This window comes from Shewanella sp. 492, assembly GCF_059338445.1.
In genome coordinates this window covers 947,371-973,838 of the sequence record NZ_CM181702.1, presented here as the reverse complement: position 1 = coordinate 973,838, position 26,468 = coordinate 947,371, and the positions used below count along the sequence as shown (strand labels likewise).

General features: G+C 45.6%; 24 protein-coding genes. 4 read left to right on the top strand and 20 right to left on the bottom strand.

Features of this window, described 5'->3' with window-relative positions; translation table 11 throughout:
- Nucleotides 1-276: 276 nt before the first annotated feature.
- The 8 genes from rplS to ffh all read right to left on the bottom strand — a co-directional run bounded on the left by rplS (nt 277) and on the right by ffh (nt 10,039).
- The gene (rplS, locus tag AC5YBX_RS04335; protein ID WP_475516081.1) at nt 277-627 is read right to left on the bottom strand and encodes a 50S ribosomal protein L19; all 351 of its coding nucleotides are present in this window, start codon (nt 625-627) and stop codon (nt 277-279) included.
- Between the two features lie 35 nt (nt 628-662).
- Entirely contained in the window at nt 663-1,409 is a 747-nt protein-coding gene (gene trmD / locus AC5YBX_RS04330; RefSeq protein ID WP_110456581.1) for a tRNA (guanosine(37)-N1)-methyltransferase TrmD, read from the bottom strand.
- Between the two features lie 15 nt (nt 1,410-1,424).
- Entirely contained in the window at nt 1,425-1,955 is a 531-nt protein-coding gene (gene rimM, locus AC5YBX_RS04325; protein ID WP_110456582.1) for a ribosome maturation factor RimM, read from the bottom strand.
- A gap of 20 nt (nt 1,956-1,975) precedes the next feature.
- Nucleotides 1,976-2,227 (bottom strand): 30S ribosomal protein S16, encoded by a 252-nt coding sequence (rpsP, locus tag AC5YBX_RS04320; RefSeq protein WP_110456583.1) that lies wholly within the window; start codon nt 2,225-2,227, stop codon nt 1,976-1,978.
- 258 nt (nt 2,228-2,485) lie between these two features.
- A complete protein-coding gene (locus AC5YBX_RS04315) occupies nt 2,486-4,003 on the bottom strand; it encodes an efflux transporter outer membrane subunit (protein ID WP_494524412.1) in 1,518 nt (505 codons plus the stop codon).
- Nucleotides 3,996-7,142, bottom strand: coding sequence for an efflux RND transporter permease subunit (locus tag AC5YBX_RS04310; protein ID WP_494524411.1), 3,147 nt, complete (start codon nt 7,140-7,142; stop codon nt 3,996-3,998). The genes AC5YBX_RS04315 and AC5YBX_RS04310 overlap by 8 nt, the downstream gene beginning before the upstream one ends.
- Before the next feature lie 2 nt (nt 7,143-7,144).
- The gene (locus AC5YBX_RS04305) at nt 7,145-8,365 is read right to left on the bottom strand and encodes an efflux RND transporter periplasmic adaptor subunit (protein ID WP_494519852.1); all 1,221 of its coding nucleotides are present in this window, start codon (nt 8,363-8,365) and stop codon (nt 7,145-7,147) included.
- Nucleotides 8,366-8,665: 300 nt separating this feature from the next.
- Nucleotides 8,666-10,039, bottom strand: coding sequence for a signal recognition particle protein (gene ffh, locus AC5YBX_RS04300; protein WP_494519853.1), 1,374 nt, complete (start codon nt 10,037-10,039; stop codon nt 8,666-8,668).
- A 292-nt stretch (nt 10,040-10,331) separates the two neighbouring features.
- Here ffh and AC5YBX_RS04295 point away from each other — a divergent pair, with 292 nt between their 5' ends.
- A complete protein-coding gene (locus tag AC5YBX_RS04295; RefSeq protein ID WP_494519854.1) occupies nt 10,332-11,120 on the top strand; it encodes a cytochrome C assembly family protein in 789 nt (262 codons plus the stop codon).
- Nucleotides 11,121-11,254: 134 nt separating this feature from the next.
- Nucleotides 11,255-12,538 carry an HlyC/CorC family transporter gene (locus tag AC5YBX_RS04290; RefSeq protein ID WP_494519855.1) on the top strand — a complete coding sequence of 428 codons (1,284 nt, stop codon included), beginning with the start codon at nt 11,255-11,257 and terminating at the stop codon, nt 12,536-12,538.
- Between the two features lie 67 nt (nt 12,539-12,605).
- Here AC5YBX_RS04290 and AC5YBX_RS04285 read toward each other — a convergent pair whose 3' ends face one another.
- The gene (locus tag AC5YBX_RS04285; RefSeq protein WP_494519856.1) at nt 12,606-13,145 is read right to left on the bottom strand and encodes an Mpo1 family 2-hydroxy fatty acid dioxygenase; all 540 of its coding nucleotides are present in this window, start codon (nt 13,143-13,145) and stop codon (nt 12,606-12,608) included.
- A 661-nt stretch (nt 13,146-13,806) separates the two neighbouring features.
- On the opposite strand from AC5YBX_RS04285, the gene AC5YBX_RS04280 reads away from it, so the two are divergent.
- Complete coding sequence (locus AC5YBX_RS04280; RefSeq protein WP_494519857.1) at nt 13,807-15,090, top strand: sensor domain-containing diguanylate cyclase; 1,284 nt, start codon at nt 13,807-13,809, stop codon at nt 15,088-15,090.
- 56 nt (nt 15,091-15,146) lie between these two features.
- Here the strand turns inward: AC5YBX_RS04280 and acpS are convergent, their stop codons facing one another.
- The 11 genes from acpS to rpoE form a co-directional block, all read right to left on the bottom strand.
- Nucleotides 15,147-15,545 carry a holo-ACP synthase gene (gene acpS / locus AC5YBX_RS04275; RefSeq protein ID WP_494519858.1) on the bottom strand — a complete coding sequence of 133 codons (399 nt, stop codon included), beginning with the start codon at nt 15,543-15,545 and terminating at the stop codon, nt 15,147-15,149.
- Nucleotides 15,546-15,644: 99 nt separating this feature from the next.
- Nucleotides 15,645-16,382, bottom strand: a complete 738-nt coding sequence (pdxJ, locus tag AC5YBX_RS04270) for a pyridoxine 5'-phosphate synthase (protein WP_494519859.1) — start codon at nt 16,380-16,382, stop codon at nt 15,645-15,647.
- A 108-nt stretch (nt 16,383-16,490) separates the two neighbouring features.
- On the bottom strand, nt 16,491-17,186 hold the full coding sequence (recO, locus tag AC5YBX_RS04265; RefSeq protein WP_494519860.1) for a DNA repair protein RecO: 696 nt from the start codon (nt 17,184-17,186) through the stop codon (nt 16,491-16,493).
- Between the two features lie 112 nt (nt 17,187-17,298).
- Nucleotides 17,299-18,291 carry a GTPase Era gene (era, locus tag AC5YBX_RS04260; RefSeq protein ID WP_494519861.1) on the bottom strand — a complete coding sequence of 331 codons (993 nt, stop codon included), beginning with the start codon at nt 18,289-18,291 and terminating at the stop codon, nt 17,299-17,301.
- Entirely contained in the window at nt 18,288-18,965 is a 678-nt protein-coding gene (gene rnc, locus AC5YBX_RS04255; protein ID WP_110456593.1) for a ribonuclease III, read from the bottom strand. Before rnc ends, era begins: the two co-directional genes overlap by 4 nt.
- Before the next feature lies 1 nt (nt 18,966).
- Nucleotides 18,967-19,884 carry a signal peptidase I gene (lepB, locus tag AC5YBX_RS04250; protein WP_494519862.1) on the bottom strand — a complete coding sequence of 306 codons (918 nt, stop codon included), beginning with the start codon at nt 19,882-19,884 and terminating at the stop codon, nt 18,967-18,969.
- Between the two features lie 151 nt (nt 19,885-20,035).
- The gene (gene lepA, locus AC5YBX_RS04245; RefSeq protein WP_494524410.1) at nt 20,036-21,826 is read right to left on the bottom strand and encodes a translation elongation factor 4; all 1,791 of its coding nucleotides are present in this window, start codon (nt 21,824-21,826) and stop codon (nt 20,036-20,038) included.
- A gap of 129 nt (nt 21,827-21,955) precedes the next feature.
- Nucleotides 21,956-22,414 carry a SoxR reducing system RseC family protein gene (locus AC5YBX_RS04240; protein WP_494519864.1) on the bottom strand — a complete coding sequence of 153 codons (459 nt, stop codon included), beginning with the start codon at nt 22,412-22,414 and terminating at the stop codon, nt 21,956-21,958.
- A 7-nt stretch (nt 22,415-22,421) separates the two neighbouring features.
- On the bottom strand, nt 22,422-23,354 hold the full coding sequence (locus AC5YBX_RS04235; RefSeq protein WP_494519865.1) for a MucB/RseB C-terminal domain-containing protein: 933 nt from the start codon (nt 23,352-23,354) through the stop codon (nt 22,422-22,424).
- Nucleotides 23,355-23,421: 67 nt separating this feature from the next.
- Nucleotides 23,422-24,027, bottom strand: coding sequence for a sigma-E factor negative regulatory protein (locus tag AC5YBX_RS04230; protein WP_494519866.1), 606 nt, complete (start codon nt 24,025-24,027; stop codon nt 23,422-23,424).
- 38 nt (nt 24,028-24,065) lie between these two features.
- Nucleotides 24,066-24,644 (bottom strand): RNA polymerase sigma factor RpoE, encoded by a 579-nt coding sequence (gene rpoE, locus AC5YBX_RS04225; RefSeq protein WP_110456599.1) that lies wholly within the window; start codon nt 24,642-24,644, stop codon nt 24,066-24,068.
- Between the two features lie 197 nt (nt 24,645-24,841).
- Between rpoE and nadB the strand changes: the two genes are divergently transcribed.
- The gene (gene nadB, locus AC5YBX_RS04220; RefSeq protein ID WP_494524409.1) at nt 24,842-26,464 is read left to right on the top strand and encodes an L-aspartate oxidase; all 1,623 of its coding nucleotides are present in this window, start codon (nt 24,842-24,844) and stop codon (nt 26,462-26,464) included.
- Nucleotides 26,465-26,468: the final 4 nt, after the last annotated feature.

The window sequence follows — 26,468 nt, the reverse complement described above, 5'->3', positions numbered from 1 at the left end:
ATCAAGCAAAAAAATGCCTATCGATAACAATTCAATGCACTTTTGCAGTTATTCATTTTTTACTTAGGGACTAACTAGTGGTTATCGATTGAAGGTTAACCCACCTTCAATAGGTGAGCTTATAACAAGTATAAAGACAATGTTAAGGCAATGTTTTACTGCATACTAACAAGCAAGCCTCTTTTTGCGAACTTTTCCAGTGCCCTAAAACACAAAAACCCGCCATAAGGCGGGTATTTGTGCGAACACTGCATCTTGTTTACTTGAAGCGTTTGCTTACTTAGCAAGCTTCTCACGGATACGTGCAGATTTACCTGAACGATCACGTAGGTAGTAAAGCTTAGCACGACGAACACGGCCGCGACGCTTAACTTCGATGCTAGAGATGATTGGGCTGTGAGTCTGGAACGCACGCTCAACACCTTCACCATTAGAGATCTTGCGAACTGTGAATGCAGAATGCAGACCACGGTTACGCTTAGCGATAACGATGCCTTCAAACGCCTGTAGACGCTCTTTACCGCCTTCTACAACACGTACTTTAACAACAACAGTATCACCTGCACCAAATTGTGGTACGTCTTGCTTCATTTGCTCTTCGTTGAGCATTTTAATGATGTTATTCATGAATAAACTCCATCCTAGTAATAACTGACCATTTGTTACTCACCCTTTTGGGTAGCATCGACAAATTGGGCTAATAGCTTAGTTTGTTCGTCAGTCAGAGCTAGATTTTCAAATAATTCTGGTCGTCGTAACAAAGTTCTTCCGAGACTTTGTTGCAAACGCCAGCGTCTAATATGTTCGTGGTTACCACTTAGCAATACGGCTGGTACATCGATACCGTCTAAGCTTTCAGGTCGAGTATAGTGGGGACAATCCAGTAACCCATCAGAGAAGGAGTCCTGCTCTGCCGAAGCTTGTTTTCCAAGAACCCCTGGAACCAAGCGCGATACTGAATCTATCAGAGTCATCGCTGGTAGTTCGCCGCCCGAAAGCACGTAATCACCAATCGACCACTCTTCATCCACTTCCGTTTGAATAATGCGCTCATCGATACCTTCGTAGCGACCACACACTAAAATCAAACGCTCTGATTTCGCTAACTCTTCGACGCCTTGCTGAGTCAGCTTGCGTCCTTGAGGAGAAAGATAAATCACCTTTGCTTTATCACCTGCAGCGGCTTTCGCTGCGTGAATGGCATCGCGTAAAGGTTGCACCATCATCAACATACCGGGTCCGCCGCCATAAGGCCGGTCGTCCACTGTACGATGTTTATCATGGGTGAAATCACGAGGATTCCACGTTTGCAACTCCAACAAGCCGTTGCTAACGGCCCGACCCGTTACACCAAAGTCTGTTACGGCACGAAACATCTCTGGAAACAGGGTTACTACCCCTAACCACATCTGTTGCCCCTCGACTTAGAAGTCCGGATCCCAATCCACTAAAATTTGTTTCTCTGCTAAATTCACCTCAAGGATGAACTGCTCGGTCACAAAAGGAATCATACGTTCCGTTTTGCCGAAGCCATCTTTAGCGTTAGCTTTTACAAGGAGTACGTCGTTTGATCCTGTTTCCACGATCTGGTCGACCTTACCCATGTTATAGCCTTTGGTATTCACTACATTACAGCCAATTAAATCACGCCAATAGAACTCGTCTTCTGGCAAGGCTTTCATCAACTCTGCAGGAATGGCAATCTCACAGTTGGTGAGCATTTGCGCTCGGTCTCTCGAATTAACCCCTTCAAGCTCAGCGATTAACGCCTTACCTTGAAAACGCCACTGTTCGACCTTAACCTCGCGCCATTCACCTTGTTCTTTAATCAGCCAAGGTGAATAGTTAAAAATGTCTTCGACAGAATCGGTATAGCTAGTGATCTTCAACCAACCTTTAATGCCGTGACATGAGCCTAATTTGCCCAGTACGACAGGTTCTTGGTGACTACTCATTAATCTATACCTTAACGCTATTAAGCAGCTGCTTTGCTAGCGTCTTTAATCAGTTTTGCTACACGATCAGTAGTAGCAGCACCGTTAGAAACCCAGTGCTTAACACGCTCAAGGTCTAAACGTAGCGTTTCTTCTTGGCCACGAGCCAATGGGTTGAAGAAACCAACACGTTCGATGAAACGACCGTCACGAGCGTTGCGGCTATCGGCAACTACGATGTTATAAAATGGACGCTTTTTTGCGCCGCCACGAGCTAAACGAATGGTAACCATGCGTCTTTTATCCTCTAATGGTTTGCTTGTTTATAAAGCAAAAATAAAAACTGGAACCCCGTGTTCGCGAAGAGTCCCAGATAGAAAGCCGCCCGATTCTACCTGAATCGGCGACGAATGCAACTTTTTTGACCACGAAAATACTTAGCAGTAATAGGCTTACTCGCAATTGCAGAGATACAACTCAAATAGCCAAAAATAAGCTTAAGCAGTTAATTAATGATAAGTGTAAATCAAAATTTTGATAGTAACTAGCGGCTATTGAACGTTCTCTACGCTGCCAGAATTATCCGTGAAGGTTTGCTTCAGCTCGTTTGCGTTAAACACACCTCCACCGAGTGAACGATATAGCTTAATCATCGCCAGCTGTTTATCTCGTCTCACCTCACTTAAGCTAAGTTCGGCATTAAACAAGTTTCGTTGTGCATCCATTAGATCTAACGAACTCGATACGCCATTGCGATATCTTAACATCGCCAAGTGGGCATATCCGCGCGAGGCTTCAACCAGTTCTGCTTGTGCTTCTATTGCAGATTCAGAGCGCCGAAAGCTGTTCATGGCATCATTAACTTCAAAGTATGCTGCCAATACAGTACTTCGATAAGCAAGTAGAGCCTGCTTAAATGACTCTTGGGCTATATCGTATTGAGCCGCTATACTGCCAGCATTGAAAATGGGGGCTGTGATCCCCCCAAGTAGTGACCAAGTGACTCCCTGACTATCAAAGATCTTATCTAAATCATCAGATTCTGTGCCATAGCTACCGGTAATGTTAAATTTTGGGAAAAAGGCCGTTTTGGCCACGCCCACATTGGCGTTGGCCGCAATTAATGCCTGCTCTGCAGCTTTGACATCAGGCCGCTGTGACAACATTTTTGACGGGATGCCTACACTAAAGGAACCTGAAAATGGCATTTCAGCAATGAGGGATGCTATGTCTCCATCGACTTTAAGCGGATAATCATATTCGCCGAGCAAGCCCCTTAACTGATTAGCTTTTTCTTGGCGCTCAAAATCGAGTGTGGGCAAGGTGACTTTAGCGCTCTGGTATTCCACTTCGGCTTGCTTGACCTGCAAGCCTGAAATCACCCCATTTTGTTTTCTTAGCCTTGCCAAATCACGCTCTTTTTTACGCAACTTAACCGTATTGACAGAAATTTGATAACGCTGCTCAATATCGAGCCATTCATAATAACGACTGGCAACATCGCTTATCAGGCTGATAACCGCCAAATTAAGCGCTTCTTGTGCCGACAGAAAATGAGCATATTCAGCCTCACTGCGACGCCGATTAGCTCCCCAGATATCCAGCTCCCAAGACACTGTACCTGCAATGTCGAATTCATTGCTGTGAGTGGGATTAGTGCTGGTTATGCCACTGTCGACTGAACGCTCTGCATTAGCACCTAAACCAAGTTCCGGATAAAGCGTCGCGTCAGTCACAGTCACTTTCGAGCGAGCGGCGATGAGGCGAGAACGTACCGCCTCAAGATCTAAGTTTTGCGCCAGCGCATAAGAGATAAGTTTACGTACATTGGGGTCAAGGTAAAAAGACTGCCATGGCACCAGACCATCATTGTCGATGGTATTTTGTACCAACTCATGATGATATTGCGCCGGCAGCTCAACGTCTGGACGCTGGTAATCTGGTCCCATTGCACAACCAACTAAACTCAGTACCGTCGCCGTAATACCTATGACCTTAGCCTTAGCCTTAGCAACCAAAGCTAGCTTTAGCGCGAATGCTGCTTGATGTCCGAGCCATTGATTAGCCATGAGCATTGCCCTCCTGCGCAGGATGTTCATTCGCTGCAGTAGGCTTTATTTTAGACTTTAACCAGCCTGCGGTCGTGACGAAAAAGAGGGGAACCATAATAATCCCTATGGTGGTCGCAAACACCATTCCGCACAGAATAGGGATAGAGATGCTCTGGCGACTCACAGCGCCTGGCCCCACAGATAACACCAGCGGCAACACGCCTAAAATGAATGCCATTGAGGTCATTAGAATCGGACGAAAACGCATGTTAGCGGCCTCTAACGCGGCCTCAAGGTAATCTTTTCCTTCCTTATGCAATTGATTGGCAAATTCGACAATCAAAATAGAGTTCTTCGCCGCCATCCCAATGAGAGCAATAAAGGCGACTTGGAAGAATAAATTACTCTCCATGCCACTGACCCAAGTTCCTAAGGCCGCCCCCAACATAGCAATCGGTGCGATTAGCAATACCGCAATGGGGATAGTCCAACTCTCATACAGTGCTGCAAGGAATAAGAATACAAACAACATGGCTAACGCGACAGCAATACTGGTTTGATTGGCAGACTGTACTTCCTGATAGGTAATACCCGTCCATTCGTAACTAAACTCATTGGGTAACATGGGTTTAGCCACTCGCTCTATGGCTCTAATCACATCGCCAGACGCATAACCAGCTGCCGGCGTTGCATTAATCGAGGCGCTACTAAATAAATTGTAATGAGTTACCGCAGCTGGGCCAACAGAATACTCATACTTCGCCAGCACACCGATAGGCACCATAGCGCCGCTGGATGAGCGCACGTAGTAATTTTTTATCTGCTCAGGAAACTGACGATAACTCTCCTCGGCTTGCACTTTCACTCGATAAACACGGCCAAATAAATTGAAATCATTAACTGTAGCAGAATCAGTAAAGGTTTTTATCGTACTGTAGATATCAGCCACATTAATGCCAATAGCCATCGCTTTGGCTTCATCAACCGTTAAGTGCAGCTGTGGTATCGCACTTTGAAGTGACAGTCCTGCCGTCGCAACTTCTGGTTGTAATTTAAGTCGTTCAACCAGCTCATCAGCCGTTTCCATCAAGCCTTTAAAGTTTGTCCCAGAGGTGTCCTGTAGCTCCATTTCAACCCCAGAACCATTACCTAATCCTGGCACTGCCGATGGCAAATACACGTTGAACTCAGCTTCCAATATATCGAGTAACGCATGGTCTATCTCTTTCATCACTTTTTTAACCGTTGCATCATTCTGTGTTCGCTCAGACCAAGGCTTAAGAATAATTTCGAATTGACCGTTTGCTTGGTTAGAGCCTGAACGGCGATTCTCTCCGGCCAAGGTAAACGAATACGCAACAGCGGGATGGGCCAGCACTTTGGCCTCGGCTTTCTTTAGCACAGCTTGTGAACGATTCACGGTTGCACCATCGGGTAAGGTCATATCGATGAAAAAGCGACCTTGATCTTCATCAGGCATAAAACTCGAAGGTAGGTTTGACATGATCATATAAACGCCACCGACCATAATGGCAAACACCAAATAGCTACGTGTAGCCTGCCGAGCGGTTAATGCGACAATCGCGACATATTGACTGGTACAAATATCCAGCTTGTCGTTCATCCATTTGAAAAAACCCGAGGTGGCCTTATCTCCAGGCCGGAGTAATAAGGCACACAAGGCTGGCGACAATGTCAGCGCAACAACCGTGGAGATCAACACCGCCACGGTAATCGCAATGGCAAACTCACGGTACATTATCCCGGTTATCCCCGATAAAAAAGACACAGGTACAAATACCGCCGCCAAGACTAAGCTTGTTGCCACCAACGCCCCAGAAAGCTCTTTCATGGCAACACGGGTCGCCTCAACGGAGTTTAAGCCCTTTTCGTGCATTAAGCGCTCAACATTTTCAACGACCACAATGGCATCATCAACCACAATACCGATCGCCAGCACTAAGGCCAGTAAACTAACAGTGTTAATGGTAAACCCAAACGCCAGCATGGCCGCCAGCGTGCCAATCAATGATACAGGCACTGCAATCGCTGGGATCAAGGTCGCCCGAAAGTTCTGCAGGAACAGATAGACCACCAATATCACTAGTATCAACGCTTCAATTAACGTTTTGACCACTTCATCAATCGAGTTTTCAATAAAAATCGAGGCATCAAAAAAGACCTCCCAGTTCATACCTTGCGGGAACTTCTCAGCCAGTGTCGCCATCTCGTTTTTAACGTTTTTGGTCACCTCTAGGGCATTGGCACCTGGTAACAGGTAAACCTGCAAAATGGTCGCATTGATTCCATTAAGTTGTGACTGTAGGGTGTACGATGACGAGCCTAACTCCACCCGCGCAATATCACGCAACCTGATAAGAGAGCCATCGCTATTGGCGCGCACAATAATCTCTTTAAATTGCGGCACACTGCTCATACGCCCCTCAGCGGTGATAGGCAGTGTCATACTTAGGGACTCGGCATTGGGCTGCGAACCAATTGCCCCCGCGGGCGACTCCTTGTTCTGTGCTTTCACCGCCGCGATCACATCGCTAGTCGTAAGACCATAACCCGCCATAATATCGGGCTTTAACCAGACTCGCATTGAATAACTACGTGACCCGGTATTTCGCACTCGCCCGACGCCAGGGATACGTTTAAGGGCTGCTTGAATATTGATGGTAGCGTAGTTACTTAAATAAATTTCGTCATAGCGATCATCGGTCGATGTTAACGCCAATTTGAGTAGCTCAACCGAGGCTTCTTTCGAAACAGACACACCTTCGGTTTGCACATCAATGGGTAAGCTTCCAGCGGCTTGTTGAGTTGAGTTTTGCACATCAACCGCAGCCAAATCTGGGTTAGTGCCAACATCAAAGGTAATGGTGACATTAGCGCTGCCAGAGTTAGTGCTCTTAGAGCTCATATAAATCATGTTCGGTAAACCGTTTAGTTCTTGCTCTAACGGCGTAGCAACCGACTCTGCTGCAGTTGTTGATGCGGCACCAGGATAGAAAGCCGACACTTTAACTTGTGGCGGCGTAATATAAGGATATTGATCTATGGGCAGTTTGAACATGGCAATTAAACCAAGCAGCACTATCACAATGGAGATAACACAAGCATAAACCGGTCGAGTCACAAAAAATTGTGCCATGGTTACTGCTCCTGTTCTTGCTCTAAAGCTTGCTGCTTAAGCGCCTGTTCTTTTTGCGCTCTATCTTCACGTTGTTGATATTCTTGTTGAGTTAACGGTTCTGCCAGCTGACCATGACGAACGCGGTGCATCCCCTCAACAATCACCAATTCACCGGCGCGTAAACCGCTCTTAACCACTACCCCCATCTTGCCTTGATGATCTATCACAATAAAACGCCGCTCGACCTTATTATCAGGCAGCACCACCATGACATATACCCCGCCCTGTTCAACTTGGGTAGCCTTTTGTGGGATCACTACGGCGTCATTTATCTCGTCAAGCTTGATTCGTACATTGGTGTATTGGCCAGGCAGCAGCTCTTTATTAGGATTGGGTAACTCTGCCCTTACTTGGAAGGTACCTGTTTCAGGATTAACAGACGGATCGGTAAAGCGCACATCCCCCAGATATGGGTAGGCACTGTTGTCGGGTAAGGTGATGGCCACAAAACCCTCAACGGCTTTACCTTCGGTCTCGGCTTCTTTCTTGTCAGAGTAACTCGTCATGCGCCGACGAGCGTTAAGATAATCTAAGGCCGACATGTTGAAAGTGACATAAATCGGGTCAACTTGCTTCACCCGAGTAAGCAAAGATTGACCATTACTGCCAACGAGAGCGCCAATATCAACCTCTGAGCGGCTAACTAAACCCGATATTGGCGATTTAATCTCTGTATAACTCAGCTCTAACTGAGCTTCTTCCAACTCTGCCATACTCGCCGCTAAACTTGATTTGGCTTGGGATAACACAGATAACGCATTATCAAAATCGAGTTGACTCGCGGCATCTTGCTCATACAAAGGCCTTAAACGATCCACATCACGCTTGGCTTTATCCAAGGCAGATTGATGGGCCTCAACATTGGCTTTTAAACGGTTTACTACCGCCAAATAAGGTCGATTATCAATGCGATATAACACCGAACCTTCTTTGACTGCACTACCCTCGATAAAGCTTTTATCTTCAACAAAACCATTAATACGAGCCCTAACCTCTACATCGAGTGACGCTTGTGTCACGCCAATGTAGTTGCCGTAAAGTGGCACCGTTGCCGAACTGACTTTCTCAACAACGACTAATTTAGGAGTGATTTTCAGCTCTGTCTTCTCACAGCCAAATAAAGAAATGAATGCCGCAATGACAACGACGAAGTGTTTTGCCGAAAAAACGTTTATAATCATGAATATGCCCTAAATTAATCAATCGTACCGCGCAGCACAAGGAAACCCATTTAAAATACAACGAATCAATGAGCAAAGTTAATACAGCATGGTACTAACAAAGAAGCGCAAACGACAACACCCAACAACATTAAGACAACAGCTAGGCAACGGCAAGACAAAAAAACGTAAAATCAGTCACTAGCCCAACATGTCTATCTAACCATAGTTGCAGCTTTAATCGACATCACGAGGTGGAACAATAAAAAAAGCTCAAGCAGGTTGCTTGAGCTTATGATTGGCGTATTTTAAAAGACGTATTTAACGGCCTGGCATTTTCATTCCAGGCGGTAGCATTCCGCTCATGCCACGCATCATTTTTTTCATGCCACCTTTACCCGACATTTTTTTCATCATTTTTTGCATCTGGGTAAACTGCTTCAATAAGCGGTTAACATCCTGAATTTGCGTCCCAGAGCCAAGGGCGATACGGCGTTTACGCGAGCCTTTGATAATATCAGGGCGCTTACGCTCACCTGGCGTCATAGAATTGATAATCGCTTCCATTTGCCCTGTCATCTTGCCATCTTGTACTTGCGCGAGCGCTTCAGGCGGAAGCTGACCCACACCGGGCAGCTTCTCAATCATGTTCATCATGCCACCCATGTTTTTCATCTGCTGTAGCTGTTCACGGAAATCTTCTAAATCGAAACTTCCGCCCTGCTTCACTTTGGAAGCCAGCTTCATCGCTTTTTCTTTATCGACGCCGCGCTCAACTTCTTCAATCAGCGACAGGACATCACCCATTCCTAAAATACGTGACGCCACGCGATCAGGATGGAATGGCTCTAGGGCGTCGGTCTTCTCACCAACACCCAAAAACTTAATCGGTTTACCCGTGATATGGCGAATCGATAAGGCCGCACCACCGCGTGCATCACCATCGACTTTGGTGAGGATCACACCACTTAATGGTAATGCCTCATTAAATGCTTTAGCCGTATTGGCCGCATCTTGACCTGTCATGGCATCGACCACAAACAGAGTTTCAATCGGGTTAACGGCCGCATGTAACGCCTTTATCTCGTCCATCATGCTTTCATCAACATGCAGACGACCCGCAGTATCGACAATCACCACATCGATAAACTTGAGCTTAGCGTGTGCCAGTGCTGCGTTTACGATATCAATCGGTTTTTGACTGACATCCGACGGGAAAAACTCAACCTCAACTTCTGTCGCTAAGGTTTCAAGCTGTTTGATTGCCGCAGGACGATATACGTCAGCGCTGACCACAAGTACTGATTTCTTTTCGCGCTCACGCAAAAACTTAGACAGTTTGGCAACACTGGTGGTTTTACCCGCCCCTTGAAGACCAGCCATCATGATCACTGCAGGCGGCTGAGCCGATAGGTTTAGCGCTTCGTTGGCTTCGCCCATGGCGTTTTCCAACTCGCTTTGTACTATCTTAATAAAGGCTTGGCCTGGGCTTAAGCTTTTAGAAACCTCTTGGCCTACCGCTCGTTCTTTTACGCTATTAACAAAGGCACGCACTACAGGCAAAGCAACATCGGCTTCAAGTAGCGCCATGCGCACTTCGCGTAACGTTTCTTTTATATTGTCTTCAGTTAAGCGACCACGACCACTGATGTTCTTCAGGGTACGTGATAATCTGTCCGTTAAGTTCTCAAACATTATCGCGTTCTTTACCGTTTAGAATGTACATGATTGGCCAGTATTATAACCATGCATAGAGATTATGCTACCGCACTGATGCAAGTAATCGATGTCGCTCTTTTGTCTTACCACACAATAAAATCACAAAACTTAGGAGTAACGCTCAGAAAGAACTAATTTTTGTGTGTAAAGCCTCTGCCCATTTATGCGCCGATCGTGTTATTCTAATGATATTACTTGGTAACATACAATCCAGCCTAAATGGGTTGATATTGCACAGAAAGCTAACATAACGATAGGTTAATTTTCGATGGTCATTTTTTCGGCTTCAGCCATATTTTTCTATAGTATCGCCCTTATCTTGGTCGTTGGTCGTCTGTTTCATGCCCAAGGGCCTAATCGTCGAGCCGTTGCAGGGTTTGCAGCTATCGCCGTAGTACTACATGCCGCCGCACTTTACCAAGCCATCTTTACTGGCGATGGACAAAATTTTAGCCTAACCAATGTGATCTCTATGGTGAATTGGATTATTGCATTCACCTTTACTATTTTAATGTTTAGACTCAAGGTGATTGTTGTCGTACCGGTTGTCTACGCCTGCTCGGTCATTTCGGTCGCTTTACTCTGGTTACTGCCACCAGAATTTATTATCCATTTCGAACTCTATCCTGAAGTATTGGCCCACGTGGTGCTGTCGCTCATGGCCTACAGCGCATTGATGATTGCTGCGCTATATGCAATACAGCTCGCCATGATCCAAAACAAGCTTAAGAAAAAGCAATTGATGTTAAGCCCAGCTATCCCCCCTTTGATGACAGTTGAAAAACAGTTATATCATCTAGTCATTATTGGCGTCATGCTGCTAAGTTTGTCATTAGCCACTGGCTTTATTTTCCTTGATGATATGTTTGCCGAAGGTAAGGGGCACAAGGCTATTTTGTCGATTATGGCTTGGTTTACCTACATCGCTATGCTAGCGCAGCAATATTGGGTTGGTTGTAAAATCCGTACTGCCGTTGCCTATACGCTAAGTGGCGCGATACTGCTGTCACTGGCTTATTTTGGGGCCAGAATCGTCAAAGAACTGATTTTACAATAACCGCAGTAATCGCGTTTACCTGAGGCTACGCATAACCATGCGTAGCCTGGGTTAGCTTGACTCTTCAGGCAAATCGCTGTATTTACTACTCCTCAACGCTTTTTTCTTAATTATCGCCATAGTGGGGCCACTGATTGGACGCAATATCCACCAGCGTACTTTTTATTATTCTATTCGTACTCATCATTATCTCAGCCTATTTTTCAGGGTCTGAGACTGCCATGATGTCACTTAATCGCTACCGACTCCGTCATTTAGCCAACAATGGTCATAAGGGTGCGCTGCGAGCAATTAAACTACTCGATAGACCCGATCGACTTATCGGTCTTATTCTGATTGGTAACAACTTAGTCAATATTCTCGCTTCAGCGATTGCCACCATTGTGGGTATTCGTCTATTTGGTGATGTGGGCGTAGCTATCGCGACCGGAGTGTTAACCTTAGTGGTACTGGTCTTTGCCGAGGTCACTCCCAAAACGGTTGCAGCGCTGCACCCAGAGCGCATTGCCTTCCCATCTAGCGTATTACTTAAAATGCTATTAGTGGTGTTATGGCCACTGGTTAAAGTGGTCAACTTAATCACCTCAACCTTTTTGCATATTTTAGGTATTCGCTCGGTTAAGGAAGATGATGCCCTAAGCCAAGAAGAACTCCGTACTGTGGTACATGAGGCGGGCGCCTTGATCCCTAGACGACATCAAGAAATGCTGTTATCGATTATGGATCTTGAGAAAGTCACCGTGGAAGACATTATGATCCCACGCTCTGAGTTATACGCCATCAATATCAATGATGACTTTAAAAGCATTAACCGCCAAGTGATCCAGAGCCCGCATACTCGCGTGTTGCTGTATCGCGATACTATCGATGATGCCGTTGGTTTTGTGCATTTGCGTGATGCCTTACGATTGCAATCAAAGGGGCAATTTAGTAAATCATCGCTATTACGTGCGGTTAAAGAACTCTACTTTGTCCCAGAGGGGACACCGCTCAACGTACAACTAGCTAACTTTCAGCGCAATAAAGAACGTATAGGCCTTGTCGTTGATGAATACGGCGATATCCAAGGTTTAGTCACCTTAGAAGACATCCTCGAAGAGATTGTGGGTGACTTTACCACTTCGATGGTGACCACTCCGAGTGAAGATATCAATAAGCAACCCGATGGGAGTTACCTTATTGACGCCACCATTAACATACGTGATTTGAATAAAGAGATGGCTTGGCACTTTCCTATCGATGGGCCAAAAACTCTTAATGGCCTGATTATCGAATATCTTGAAGATATTCCTGAGCCCAATACCTCGATGCGTATATTTGGATACCCCATAGAAATCGTTGAAGTCGGCGAAAATATGATTAAGACCGTTCGCGTGATGCCCCAGCATTATAATCTGCCCAAAGCGAATAAACGCTAAGCTTAATCACCTCAAAAATAAAGGCGCTCAATGAGCGCCTTTATTTTAATGAGGCTAGGCTTGATATTTATCTGGACCGAGACCCTGTTTCTAACATACGACGCTTAGCAATCGCTAACGGGGTGATCTCTTTATTCAAATCTTGCTCTAATCCCAGCATAAAATAGAGCTCTGCCATCAAAAAAAATGGCCCAATCAACAGCTGATTTAAATCATCAATAAAGGCTGGCTTTGCCTTTTCATACTTGTGGCCAATCAACTGAAACACCCAACCAATGACAAACACACCCAAAGCGATAACCCAAGCCGTTTCCATTTTTGCCATGTAGTATGAACTAAATAGCACAGGTAAAATAAATAAGCTTAATCCAACGGCCAAACTCGCGTGTAACCTGAAATAATAGATAAGCACACCAATGGCACACAAACCGGCCACATTTAACACCAAAGTGGGATTATCCAATTTCAAAAACGTTATGGGTATGGTATTTAACATCACAAATGCCGACCAGATAATCAACGGAACACCGACAAAGTGAGTCTTTATATTAACCGGATTAAGATGGACACTTTTATAAGTGGATAGTTGTTCTACCGCTGATTTCATCAAAACACTCCATGTATCGTCTTAACTTTTAAGATAGGCCTAATTGTTAATCTTAAACAGCCACTGTATTAATGTAAGTTCACTTTGGAGACTCATAGTGTAACCATGAGATGAGACTACCAGTAAATTAAAAGTAACCTAGCGTATTTTAAGCAAGGTTACTAGCTTAACTGGTTAAGCGCCTTTATAAATAACAGCAATAAGCTCCCAACCATCCATAATCCCTATGATAGGCTATCTATGCTATCAAGCTAAATCAGATCATTAGCGACTTTCACTGCTCCCCTTAAGCCTTGCCGACACTAATTTACTCTTAAAGCCGCTAAAATCAGTCAAATATGCCAAAACAATCTCGTTGTATGCTCTCGTGAAAAAACTAAGCTATTAGCGTGCTATAATCGTTTTATTTCAAACGCTTGTAAAATTCATGCGATTGAAAAAACTTGTAATGATTGGGAAGCAGCAGAATTAAACGAGATAGGCTGTCTACCCAAGTTATGTTGAGGATAAGAAGCACTGCAACAACAAGTTGAACAGTATAAGTAATAGTGTGCCTTAACACTTAATTCAGCGCTTACCCGTTAATATTGGTACAACTAGTAAGCATCATGAAGTCGGTATTATATCAACAGACATCCTCTTGGGGAGATATGGAAAATTTATGCTAAACACGCTAAATGACAAGTCTGAAATAACCCACTCAGACCTACTGGCCATGTTGAAAATGGGGGTCGAGCAATCTTTTAACGCCGTCATTATTACCGATGCCGATTTAAGTCAATCTGGCAACAAAATCCTTTATGCTAATCCAGCATTTTGTAAGATGACTGGTTACCTAAGCACTGAATTAATAGGCCGTACGCCACGTATTTTACAAGGCCCATTAACCTGTCAAAATGTTATCAATCGACTACGTTACTGTTTGGCAAACAGTCAATTTTTTCACGGTTCAACCATAAACTATAAAAAAGATGGATCTATTTATTATGTAGAGTGGAACATCTCCCCAGTGTTCGATGATACGGGTAAGGTACGTCATTATATTTCGATTCAGCAAGATATTAGTCACAAGGTGGCCTCAAATAATACTGAGCAACTCCTAATGGAAGCCCTTAATACCACACCAGACTCTGTAATGATAACCGACACTAATGGCATTATAAATTATGTTAATCAATGGTTTGTATCGCAAACAGGTTATACTTACAGTGATATTCTTGGCCAACATCCCTCAATATTAAAATCAGGAGAACACCCAAAGGCATTCTATCAAGAACTTTGGAGTACCTTGTTACAGGGCAATACCTTCAGGGCGACATTTTTAAATAGGCGTAAAAATGCCAGCCAATACTATTCGGACCAAAGCATCACTCCGATCAAAGACAATATGGGTAACATCACACATTATGTTAGCGTAAGTAAAGATCTCTCTGAGCGCGTTAAAGATGAACAAGCCTTTAGAGAAACATCTAAACTTGATGGACTAACAGGCATGCTCAACCGCAATGCAGGCGAGATCGAAATTGAAAAGTACTTTATGAAGTCACGCCACGGTACCCCTTTTTCATTATCCATGATCGATATCGACCATTTTAAGCAAATTAACGATCAATGGGGGCATCCAACTGGCGACAAAGTACTGCAAATGGTCGCAAAAACGATTAAATCCTGCCTTAGGACAACTGACCATGTCATTCGGTGGGGAGGTGAAGAATTTTTGGTGCTGTTTGATAATTGTAACCTCAATGCCGCCGACAACCTGATTGAGCGGTGCCGCATTGCAGTATCGAATATTGACTACCCCAAAATGGCAAAGGTAACCATATCGGCTGGGGTTGCTCAGTTACAAGCTAAAGAAGATGTAGCATCGCTCATTGCGCGTGCTGATCAAGCGCTTTATCAATCCAAAACGGAGGGGCGTAACAAAGTTTCGTTATATCGCTAAAGCTGTTCTGTTATACCAAGCCTGCTAGAAAGGCTAGCCTATAAGGGCTGTGATACCTAAGACTCAATAATCACTGTCGCCGTGGCGTAGTGCTTTTCATCGGCGATAGAGAGATGAGCTCGCGCCCCCCCAAGTGCCGCTAACCTATCGGCAGCGCCGCCGCTAAAACTGATCAATGGGGCACCATTGTCATTGTTACTTATTTCGATATGCTGAAATGAAACACCGCGGCCAATCCCGGTACCAAGTGCTTTCGCTGCCGCCTCTTTAGCGGCAAAACGCTTTGCCAAATAGCGACCAGGCTGAGTAGAGTCGACGAAGATACCTAACTCAACATGGGTTAACACTCGTTTGGCCAGGCGACACTTGGCTAGCGCATCAATATCGCCGCCAGCAGGAATACTTTGTTCGATACGCTCAATTTCAACAATATCAGTGCCTAAACCGACGATCATAACCACTCCAACAAATCTGGCATATCATCCAGTTAACCAATACACTGGGACTTTCCCGTCACCAGTGCAGCATCATACTCGTTACCTAAAAGCCCTTAGTTACTGACCGTTACGTCCTTCAACCATTAGCTGTTTCATATCACGCACCGCCTTGTCTAAGCCGTCAATGGCCGCACGGGCGATAATCGCATGACCAATATTAAGTTCATACAACTCAGGGATCGCCGCTATCGGCTTAACATTATGATAATGCAGGCCATGACCCGCATTGACCACTAAACCTTGACCATGAGCATAAGCCGCCATCTCAGTAATACGAGCCAGCTCTTTTGCTTGCTCAGCATCCGTTTCGGCATCGGCATAACAGCCAGTATGCAGCTCAATAACCGGTGCGCCAACGGCAACGGTGGCATCAATTTGGGTTTTATCGGCATCGATAAACAGCGACACCTTGATGCCTTCTGCAGTTAAACGCGCAACTGCCGCGCGGACTTTATCCAACTGCCCCGCCACATCAAGGCCACCTTCAGTGGTTAACTCTTCGCGCTTTTCAGGCACTAAACAAACATAGGTGGGTTTAACTTCACAGGCGATGTCGAGCATTTCATCGGTCACTGCCATTTCGAAATTCATACGGGTTTTAATGGTTTTAGCCAACAGATAAATATCACGGTCGCAGATATGACGACGATCTTCACGCAGGTGTACGGTGATCCCCTCAGCGCCTGCATGCTCGGCAACGGCGGCGGCGTGTACAGGATCTGGGTAGCTAGTACCACGAGCCTGACGTAGAGTAGCAATGTGATCGATATTAACGCCCAAATGAATACGGCCCATGAAGTGTCCTTAACCTTTACAGATAGAGAGTGTTCTATGATTGATTGGCGCTTATTGTACTAAGCCACAAGGGAAAAACCAGTTGAAACTCATATGATGCGCAGTAAATTACTTGCTATAAGAAGATTTTTTAACGCCTTTATTAAATAAAGCGCGTGACTTAAGCGGCTTATCGCCCAGCACAGCCGATAATAATTGGCGCATTAACAACTTCGCCTGTTTAAAGTCATCCTGATGTAATTGCCCCGTCTCTAGGGCCAATAACATCTCACCACGATAATGATTCGATTTCGGCCCCAAGGCGCTACTAAAGCCCTCTTCTGACATCAGGCGATAATAAAAATCGGCTTCGATAGGCGCATGATCCACATCCAAATTTAACGAAGGCATCACCCCCAATTCTTTGAGTAACTCCACCTCAAAGTAGCGTAGCTGTGCCTGACTAAATCCCGCCGCCATGGCCATGAGGGTTTTATGGTAAACAAAGAAGAGTTGCTCCGCACCATGCTCTATCCCTAAGCAACGCACCAAGAGCTCATTGAGATAGAACCCTGCAAACATCACATCGCCACTTAATGGCACAGCAGGGCTGGCAGCTTCGACTTGATAAAGATTCTTTAGGCTACTGCGGCCTGCTAACTCAAACAGCAAAGGTTGAAACGGTTGTAAAATGCTTTTTATCGAGGTGCGGCCACTACCAAGACGAGCGACGCAGTCGATACGGCCTTGGCCATCGACTAATAAATTAACCAGTACACTCGACTCTTTATAGGCACGAGTATGAAGTACATATCCCCGCTGCATCAGCCCCTGCTCTATTATTGCTATTTAATGACAATAAAGGCCGAGATACTCAACTGCAAGCTTAAGTTGCCATCGACTATCTCGGCCTTTGATTCAGCTTAAGAACGGTGACTTAATCGTCGCCATAACCTAATGAACGCAGCGCCCGTTCATCATCGGCCCAACCTGACTTCACTTTCACCCATACCTCAAGGAAGACCTTGTTATCAAATAACACTTCCATGTCTAGGCGGGCTTGAGTGGCGATAGTACGGATACGCTCACCCTTATTACCTATCACCATGCGCTTTTGGGTTTCACGTTCGACTAAGATTAGGGCGTTAATTTGGTAGACGCCATTCTCCATCATCTTAAACTGCTCAATCTCCACCGTGGCATCGTATGGCAACTCGTCGCCTAAGAAACGCATCAGTTTTTCGCGGACAATTTCTGAAGCCATAAACTTTTGCGATCTGTCGGTGACATAATCTTCAGGGAAAAAATGTGGCGACTCAGGTACAGACTCAATTGCCATATCCATAATACGCTGCACATTGGTGCCTTGAGTCGCTGAGATAGGTAAAATCTCATCAAATTCAAATTTAGCAGCCAGCATTTGCAAATGCGGAAATAGTGCTTCTTTATCTTTGATATTATCGACTTTATTGATAGCCAACACGGTTTTACGGCCATCATCACGGCTTTGTAATTTCTTGAGCACCATCTCATCGTCGGCGGTCCAGTTCAAACCGTCGACCACAAATACCACTAAACAAACGTCAGCCAATGAGCTCGATGCCGCACGATTCATTAAACGGTTAATGGCACGCTTCTCTTCGATATGCAAACCTGGGGTGTCAATAAACACCACTTGACGCGGGCCTTCAGTATGAATACCCATAATACGATGGCGCGTAGTTTGCGGCTTCTTAGAGGTGATCGAAATCTTCTGCCCTAACAGCTTATTCAATAAGGTCGATTTACCCACATTTGGCCGACCGACAATGGCGACCATGCCGCAGTAAGTGACATCGTATTGACTGCCACTGGCGCCACTGCTCATACGAGACAGTAACTCGTCTAAACTGGGTTCATTATTGCCTTGTGGCTTTTCGGTATTACTCATCGCTTGATACGCTCCAAAACTTCTGCTGCGGCAATTTGTTCCGCTTTTCTACGGGAGTTGGCCACGCCAACGACCGCTTCATCTAATTGCTCCACCTTACATTCAACTGTAAAGGTTTGCGCATGGGCCTCTCCGCTAATATTGACAACCTTGTATAACGGTAGAGGTTTTTTAAAGCCCTGCAGGTGTTCCTGCAGCAGGGTTTTGGGATCTTTTTGATTAATGGGTTCAATCACCGCTAAGCGACTCTTATACCAGTTTAGTACGAGTGCGCGGCAGGTCTCGAGATCGGCATCGAGATAGATTGCACCGATAATGGCTTCGACCACATCGGCTAAAATCGATTCACGGCGAAAACCGCCACTTTTTAGCTCACCAGGACCTAATTTTAGGTAATCACCTAACTTAAACTCTTTAGCCACTTCGGCCAGCATCTTGCCGCACACCAATGTGGCGCGCATCCGGCTTAAATCGCCTTCGGTCGCCTTAGGAAACTGATGATACAAAGCGTCTGAGATAACGATAGACAATATGGAGTCGCCCAAAAATTCCAGACGCTCATTATGCTTGCTCGCGGCACTTCTGTGAGTCAGCGCCTGCTCTAACAAAGCGATATTATTAAACTCATAACCCAATGTTCTGCACAAACGTGGCAAATTTTTAATCGGTTCCATGTTAAACGATCCCACCTACACGGTTAAAACGCACCCCTGTTGGGATCCATGTGGGTAAGAAGTCCGCTGGGGTACGCTCAAATTCAAAACTGATCCAAATGGCCACCGCTTTGCCGACTAAATTCGCCTCAGGTACAAAGCCCCAAAAACGTGAATCGGTACTATTATCACGGTTATCGCCCATCACAAAATATTGCCCTTCTGGCACCACAAATTCACCCACAGCCAAGTTATTTTCACGGTAGTAGAAAGAGGTAGGCTCACCACGGCCTGGGTTGATCAAGATGTCATGGGTAACATCACCAAGCTGCTCTTTATAGCGTAATAATGGGATATTATCTTGATTAAATTCCCCTTGATTCACCCCAACACGCGCCACTTTTTCCAACTTAGGACAATCGGTTTGCCCTTCAGAGCAGCTTTTTTGAATATAAAGCTCTTTATTACGATACACCACGCGATCACCTGGCAAACCGATGACGCGCTTAATGTAATCGATTTGGGGGTTTTCAGGATACTTAAACACGGTCACATCGCCACGCGCTGGTTTTCCGGTTTCAACCAATTGGCTACGCCATACCGGATCTTTTAAGCCATAGCTGAATTTTTCAACCAGAATAAAGTCCCCTACCAATAAGGTTGGCATCATAGATCCAGACGGGATTTGGAATGGCTCATAAATAAATGAGCGTAAAATCAATACAAAAGCGATAACTGGAAAAATGGAACGCGAGGTCTCGACAATCGCCGATTCACGGACAATTTTTTCAGCGCTTTCTTCACTGATATCGGCTTGGGTCGCTTGCGCCATCGCCAACTTCTGCTGACGCTTAGGTGCTAACACTAAGGCATCAAACAGCCAGATTAAACCGCTGCTGAGTGTGACCAAAACTAAAATAAGGGAAAAATAAGCCGCCATAGCTAACTAAACTCCTGCCAAATGAGAATCTGCGCATCTGACAAGTTTGCCATACGCTCTGCATTGCTCATTTATACTGTAACAACGAAAGCGCCGCAAACCGCGGCGCCCAATATCTATCACTATTAACATTTATTAACGTAAGCAGTGATTACTCATTTAGCTTGAGTACCGCGAGGAAGGCTTCTTGTGGCACTTCGACGTTACCCACTTGCTTCATGCGTTTCTTACCCTCTTTCTGCTTATTGAGCAGCTTCTTCTTACGAGATACGTCGCCGCCATAACACTTAGCGGTAACGTCTTTACGCAGCGCCTTAACCGAAGAACGGGCAATAATTTGACTACCAATGGCCGCTTGAATCGCAATATCAAACATCTGTCTTGGAATAAGCTCTTTCATCTTATTCACTAATGCCAACCCTTGATAACGTACGTTGGACTTATGCAAAATCATCGCTAAGGCATCAACGCGGTCGCCATTAATCAAGACATCAAGACGCACCATATCAGCAGCTTCGAAACGCTTAAAATTATACTCAAGCGAGGCATAGCCACGGCTGGTTGACTTAAGTCGGTCAAAGAAATCCATAACCACTTCAGCCATCGGCATATCATAAGTGATCGCCACTTGGTTACCGTGATAAACCATATTGGTTTGCATGCCGCGTTTTTCAACACACAAGGTGATCACGTTACCTAAGTATTCTTTAGGCACTAAAATATTGGTTTCAACAATCGGCTCACGTATCTCTTCGATGTTGTTCATCGGCGGAAGATCCGATGGATTATCGACGTAGACAGTTTCGCCTTTGGTAGTGACCACTTCATACACTACAGTGGGTGCCGTGGTGATCAAATCCAGATTGTATTCGCGCTCAAGACGCTCCTGAACAATCTCCATGTGCAGCAGACCTAGGTAACCAATACGGAAACCAAAGCCCAACGCCGATGATGTTTCAGGTTCGAAGAATAACGAGGCATCGTTGAGGCTTAACTTATTAAGCGCATCACGGAAGCTCTCATAATCGTCGGTAGAAATAGGGAATACACCCGCATAAACCTGAGGCTTAACTTTCTTAAAGCCCGGTAATGGTGCTAATGCGCCATTTTTAGCCAGTGTCAAAGTATCACCGACTGGCGCGCCATGGATCTCTTTAATACCGGCAATCACATAGCCCACTTCACCCGTATTAAGCTCACCAGTGTCAGTTTGCTTAGGTGTAAAAATCCCCACTCTGTCGGCGGTATGGGTTTGTCCTGTGGACATTACCTTAAACTTGTCGCCTTTTTTGAGCTTGCCATGCTTAATACGTACCAGCGAGACGACACCTAAATAACTGTCAAACCATGAGTCGATGATCAAGGCTTGTAGCGGTGCATCAGGATCGCCTACTGGCGGGGGAATTTTGGCAACAATGGTTTCCAGTACCTCACTAATACCAATGCCGGTTTTGGCTGAGCAGCGAACCGCGTCAGTGGCTTCGATACCGACAATATCTTCAATCTCTTCGGCAACACGCTCAGGATCGGCTTGTGGAAGATCAATCTTGTTTAATACTGGAACAACATCTAAATCCATCTCTAACGCGGTATAGCAGTTAGCTAGGGTTTGTGCTTCAACCCCTTGGCCCGCATCGACAACCAGCAACGCACCTTCACAAGCCGCCAGCGAACGTGAGACTTCATAGGAGAAATCCACGTGACCAGGAGTATCAATAAAATTAAGCTGATAGGTCTCGCCATCTTTCGCCTTATAGTCGAGCGTTACGCTCTGGGCTTTAATGGTAATACCACGCTCACGTTCAAGATCCATCGAATCTAAAACTTGCGCCGCCATCTCGCGGTCAGACAGGCCACCGCATTCTTGAATAAGACGGTCAGAAAGGGTTGATTTGCCGTGGTCAATATGGGCAATAATCGAAAAGTTTCTAATATGCTTCATTATGCGAAATGACTAAACTCAAAGTTGAAAATTATCTAAAAGTGCCGAATTGTACCCGATCGCTGCCTTAATACCAATTGTAATCATACAGTGAAAGCAAATATCAACGTTGGCAGCGAGCTAATTTACTCACACGATGCGTTGTCCTAACCGTGCGATAATCACAGGTTGGCTAACCTGCTCTAACTTCTTGGCCCAACGACGCCCCACCATCCAAGCTATCACGCCACCAAACACACCAAAACCTATCACAACGACTTCGGTAGCAGCAATATCCAGCATGGGCATAAAAAAACGGCCAAAGCTTGCCCCCATAAACAAGCCTAATAACGGCAGTAAATAGACAATCGCAGCGGCTTTTAACAGTACGCTTTCGGGTAAACCCAACTTTATCAATTCGCCTGGTTGGTAGGGCTCCGTAGCTGACACAGAAAAGCGCTGTACCTTAGGCGAAAAGGCTTTCGATACCGCTGAAGTCCCACACGATTCACTGCTGTCACAGTGATTGCAGGCGTTTTTAACCTTAACTTCTACCGTAATCCAACCGTCATGATTATCACGAATGACGGTGGCAATCTCTTCCATCATAATGCCATCACTCGATTCTAATACTCTTGGCGATACGCGACAGGGTTTCAACCGGTGCTTTACCGACTGCCACCACTTCTGCATTCCCCACCCTCTCACTCGCCAGCGACAGACCGTTTCGAGTCATTAACTCTTCTGGTAACACGGTTTCAGGCGCTCTAGCCACATAAACAGAAATATGAGTTAAGCCATCACTGAGCGCGATATACTCTACCGCTTCGTGACTGCCAATTAGCCGGTGACTGTCTTTAAGCACGATAGTAAAGCCTGAGGGCAACCAGCTAAATTGCCAGTTATTGCCTTGCTCTCTTGGTGGCTGCGGCATCACAGGTGGCCACTGTTGCTTATAGGCCTCATGTAAAATCGCGGGAGCCTCTTCTAATACGATCAGCTCAACCACCAGTATCTGTTCGAGTAATTGCTTCTCAAGATTGAGCATGTCATATCGCAGCGGCAGGTAAGTATCCATATCCAACCAAACTTGATAACTGTAACGATTATCATCATTGGCTATGATACGCACCAACTGACTGGGGCGCCCTGCCAAACGGCTTCTTCCGCCGAGTACAAACTGGTACCCCTGCTCTAGCGAACTGATATTACTCGCAAATGCGGGAGGTAATACGCCTTGGATACGATCGGCTTCAATGCTATATGCCGGTTGATCATGCTCGATAAACGTCACCGTATTACCCACTCGTACGGCATTTTTAGGCGGACCGTTTAAATGCTCAAGAAAAGCCACTTCTTGATCTTCAACTTGACCATGAATATAAACCAGAGGACGAATATGATCCGACTGTAAATGGATCAGCGACATTTTAAATTCTTGAGTCCGCAGGGCTTGGCTCATGCTTTCTAACCAAGCTTTAGCGGACATATCATCCCGTGCGGTCACGGGAAGAGAGAGGACTAACAGGGCCAACCAGATAAGACGCAAGCTAACTCCTTAACATCATACTTATCATCAATCACAATATAGCGGTAGCGATAAGTAGCAATAGCTTTTAGTGATTAACCGGGATCGGTGAAGTATCACTATTGTCGTCTATATTCACACTATTATTCAATCTTTGTTGCAACATATGATCTTGAATATAGGTATTAATACGGTGACGTTGCTCCATCACTTGCTCGTTGGTATAACTTTGGTTCTTTTGCACTGGCCCAGTCTGTAGACTCACTGGTGATGCACTGCCAATCAAGGGGCGAGTATTGAGCACTGGTAATGGCGATGCGTCTAACTCGGATGTTTGGTTATAATTTTGCACCCCTACCACAGCGACTAATGCAACGCTGGCGGCAATGGCATATTGACCAAACTGCTTAAACAAAGGAATGATACCTGCCGATTTCTTGACTGGAGCAGCTTGTGTTGGTTCAACACGTTTTGGTGCAATGAGCGTAGGCTCCGCATCGATAGCAGCAGCGATGTTGGCACTGAGATCGAGATCGAACATCTTCGGCAATTCGCCACGCATCGCATCACCAATCATATGATAATCACGCCACTGACCATGTGAATCCTTATCGGCCGTTAATTCAGCCAATACCTGCTCTTCGACTTCTCCGTCGACGGCAGCGGATACCCATTCCTGACCTAATTTATCCATTTAACACCCATTTAAATTTAGTTTATTGAGATAACAATTTAGCGTTCCAGCAGTGGCTGTAACTGTTTGTCGATGGCCTCTCGCGCTCGGAAGATACGCGATCTTACCGTACCAACGGGACACTCCATCACATTGGCTATCTCCTCATAACTCATACCATCGAGTTCACGCAAAGAGATAGCTATCTTCAATTCTTGTGGCAACGTATCCAAGGTATCAAACACGACTTTCTGAATCTCTTCAGATAACATTAACCGCTCTGGCGAGGCGAATTCTTTGAGCGCATCACTGCCATCGTAATATTCAGCATCTTCGGCATCGACATCATTAGCCGGTGCGCGTCGCCCTTGGGCCACTAAATGATTTTTCGCAGTATTGACTGCAATACGGTATAACCAAGTATAAAATGCACTTTCGCCCCGAAAGTTTGGCAACGCTCGATAGGCTTTAATAAACGCCTCTTGAGCCACATCTGCCACATCGGCCTGATTTCGAACATAGCGAGCAATCAGGTTGATGACCTTACTCTGGTATTTCTGTACCAGCAGGTTAAAAGCGTTTTTATCTCCTTGCTGTACCCGTTCAACTAATTGTTGATCACTTATTTGTCCACTCATCCGAGCCGACTACTCCTAAATCTAAAATGCTGATTTCTCAGTCGCTCGAATCATATTCACCTATGTAGACTAGCGCTTACTGAAAAAGTTCTAAAAAAGTTTGCCAAATATGAATTTATTTTCTACGGCTAACCCATATCCATAATTTCTATCTTGGTTTAACATAGCAATACTCACATGACTTACCATGATACCCGATGAAACAAGTAGTTGAACACCAATCTGACGTTTTGGTTATCGGTAGCGGTGCTGCAGGGTTAACTTTAGCACTGCATCTGGCTGAAAAAACGAAAGTTATCTTACTCTCCAAGGGCCCCCTTAGCGAAGGCTCGACCTATTATGCTCAAGGTGGTATCGCCTCGGTGTTCGATGAAGAGGATACCATTGAATCCCATGTCGCCGATACACTGGTGGCAGGGGCGGGATTATGCGACGAGCAAGTGGTCACCTTCACCGCTAAAAATGCGAAAAGCGCAATGGAATGGTTAATTCAATGCGGGGTCGCCTTTGATAAAGAGGAGCGTGCCGATGGGAGTGATAACAGTGATGCCCCTTATCACCTAACTCGCGAGGGCGGGCACAGTCATCGCCGCATCCTGCATGCCGCCGATGCCACAGGTAAAGAAGTCCAGGTTACGCTGCAACAAAGCGTGATTAGTCACCCAAATATCCAAGTGTTAGAGCGCTATAACGCTATTGACTTAATCACTAGTCGCAAGCTTAAACGCCCTGGTAACCGGGTGCTCGGCGCCTATGTATGGAACCGAGATCAAGAACATGTCGAAACGGTCAAGGCCCGCTTTGTCGCATTAGCCACTGGTGGCTCATCTAAAGTCTACCAATACACATCGAACCCCGATATCGCCTCGGGTGACGGTATTGCTATGGCTTGGCGCTCTGGCTGCCGTATAGCCAATATGGAGTTTAACCAATTCCATCCCACGTGTTTGTACCATGCCGATGCACGTAACTTTTTACTGACCGAAGCATTACGAGGCGAAGGCGCTTATCTTCGTCGCCCCGATGGTTCACGCTTTATGCCCGATTTCGATGAACGTGCAGAGTTGGCCCCAAGGGATATCGTGGCACGCGCCATCGATTACGAGATGAAACGCTTGGGCGCAGATTGCGTTTATCTGGATATCACTCATAAGCCAACCGATTTTGTCATAAAACACTTCCCCACCATCTATAAGCGCTGTTTAGAATGGGGCATCGACATAACCAAAGATCCCATTCCTGTGGTCCCTGCAGCGCATTACACCTGTGGTGGCGTGATGACAGATTTACACGGCCAGACCGACCTTAACGGCTTATATGCCGTAGGCGAAGTGGCCTACACGGGATTGCACGGCGCCAATCGTCTCGCCAGTAATTCGCTATTAGAATGTTTGGTCTTTGCCCGAGCGGCGGCTGAAGATATTAGCAGTCAGCTTAATAAAATTCCGATGCCGCAGAACCTTCCGCACTGGGATGAAAGCCAAGTTTCTAACTCTGATGAAGAGGTGGTTATTGCTCATAACTGGCATGAGCTAAGACTATTTATGTGGGATTACGTGGGGATTGTTCGCTCAGATAAACGCCTCGAACGCGCACTAAGGCGCTGCACCATGCTGCAGCAAGAGATACAGGAGTATTACAGTAACTTTAGAGTAAGTAACAATCTTCTTGAGCTGCGCAATTTAGTGCAAGTAGCTGAACTCATTATTCGCTGCGCGATGGAACGTAAGGAGAGCCGCGGCTTACACTATAATATCGACCACCCTGAAAAGTGTGATGATCCACAGCCCACGATTTTACTGCCCAATAAAATCGCTTAGCTAA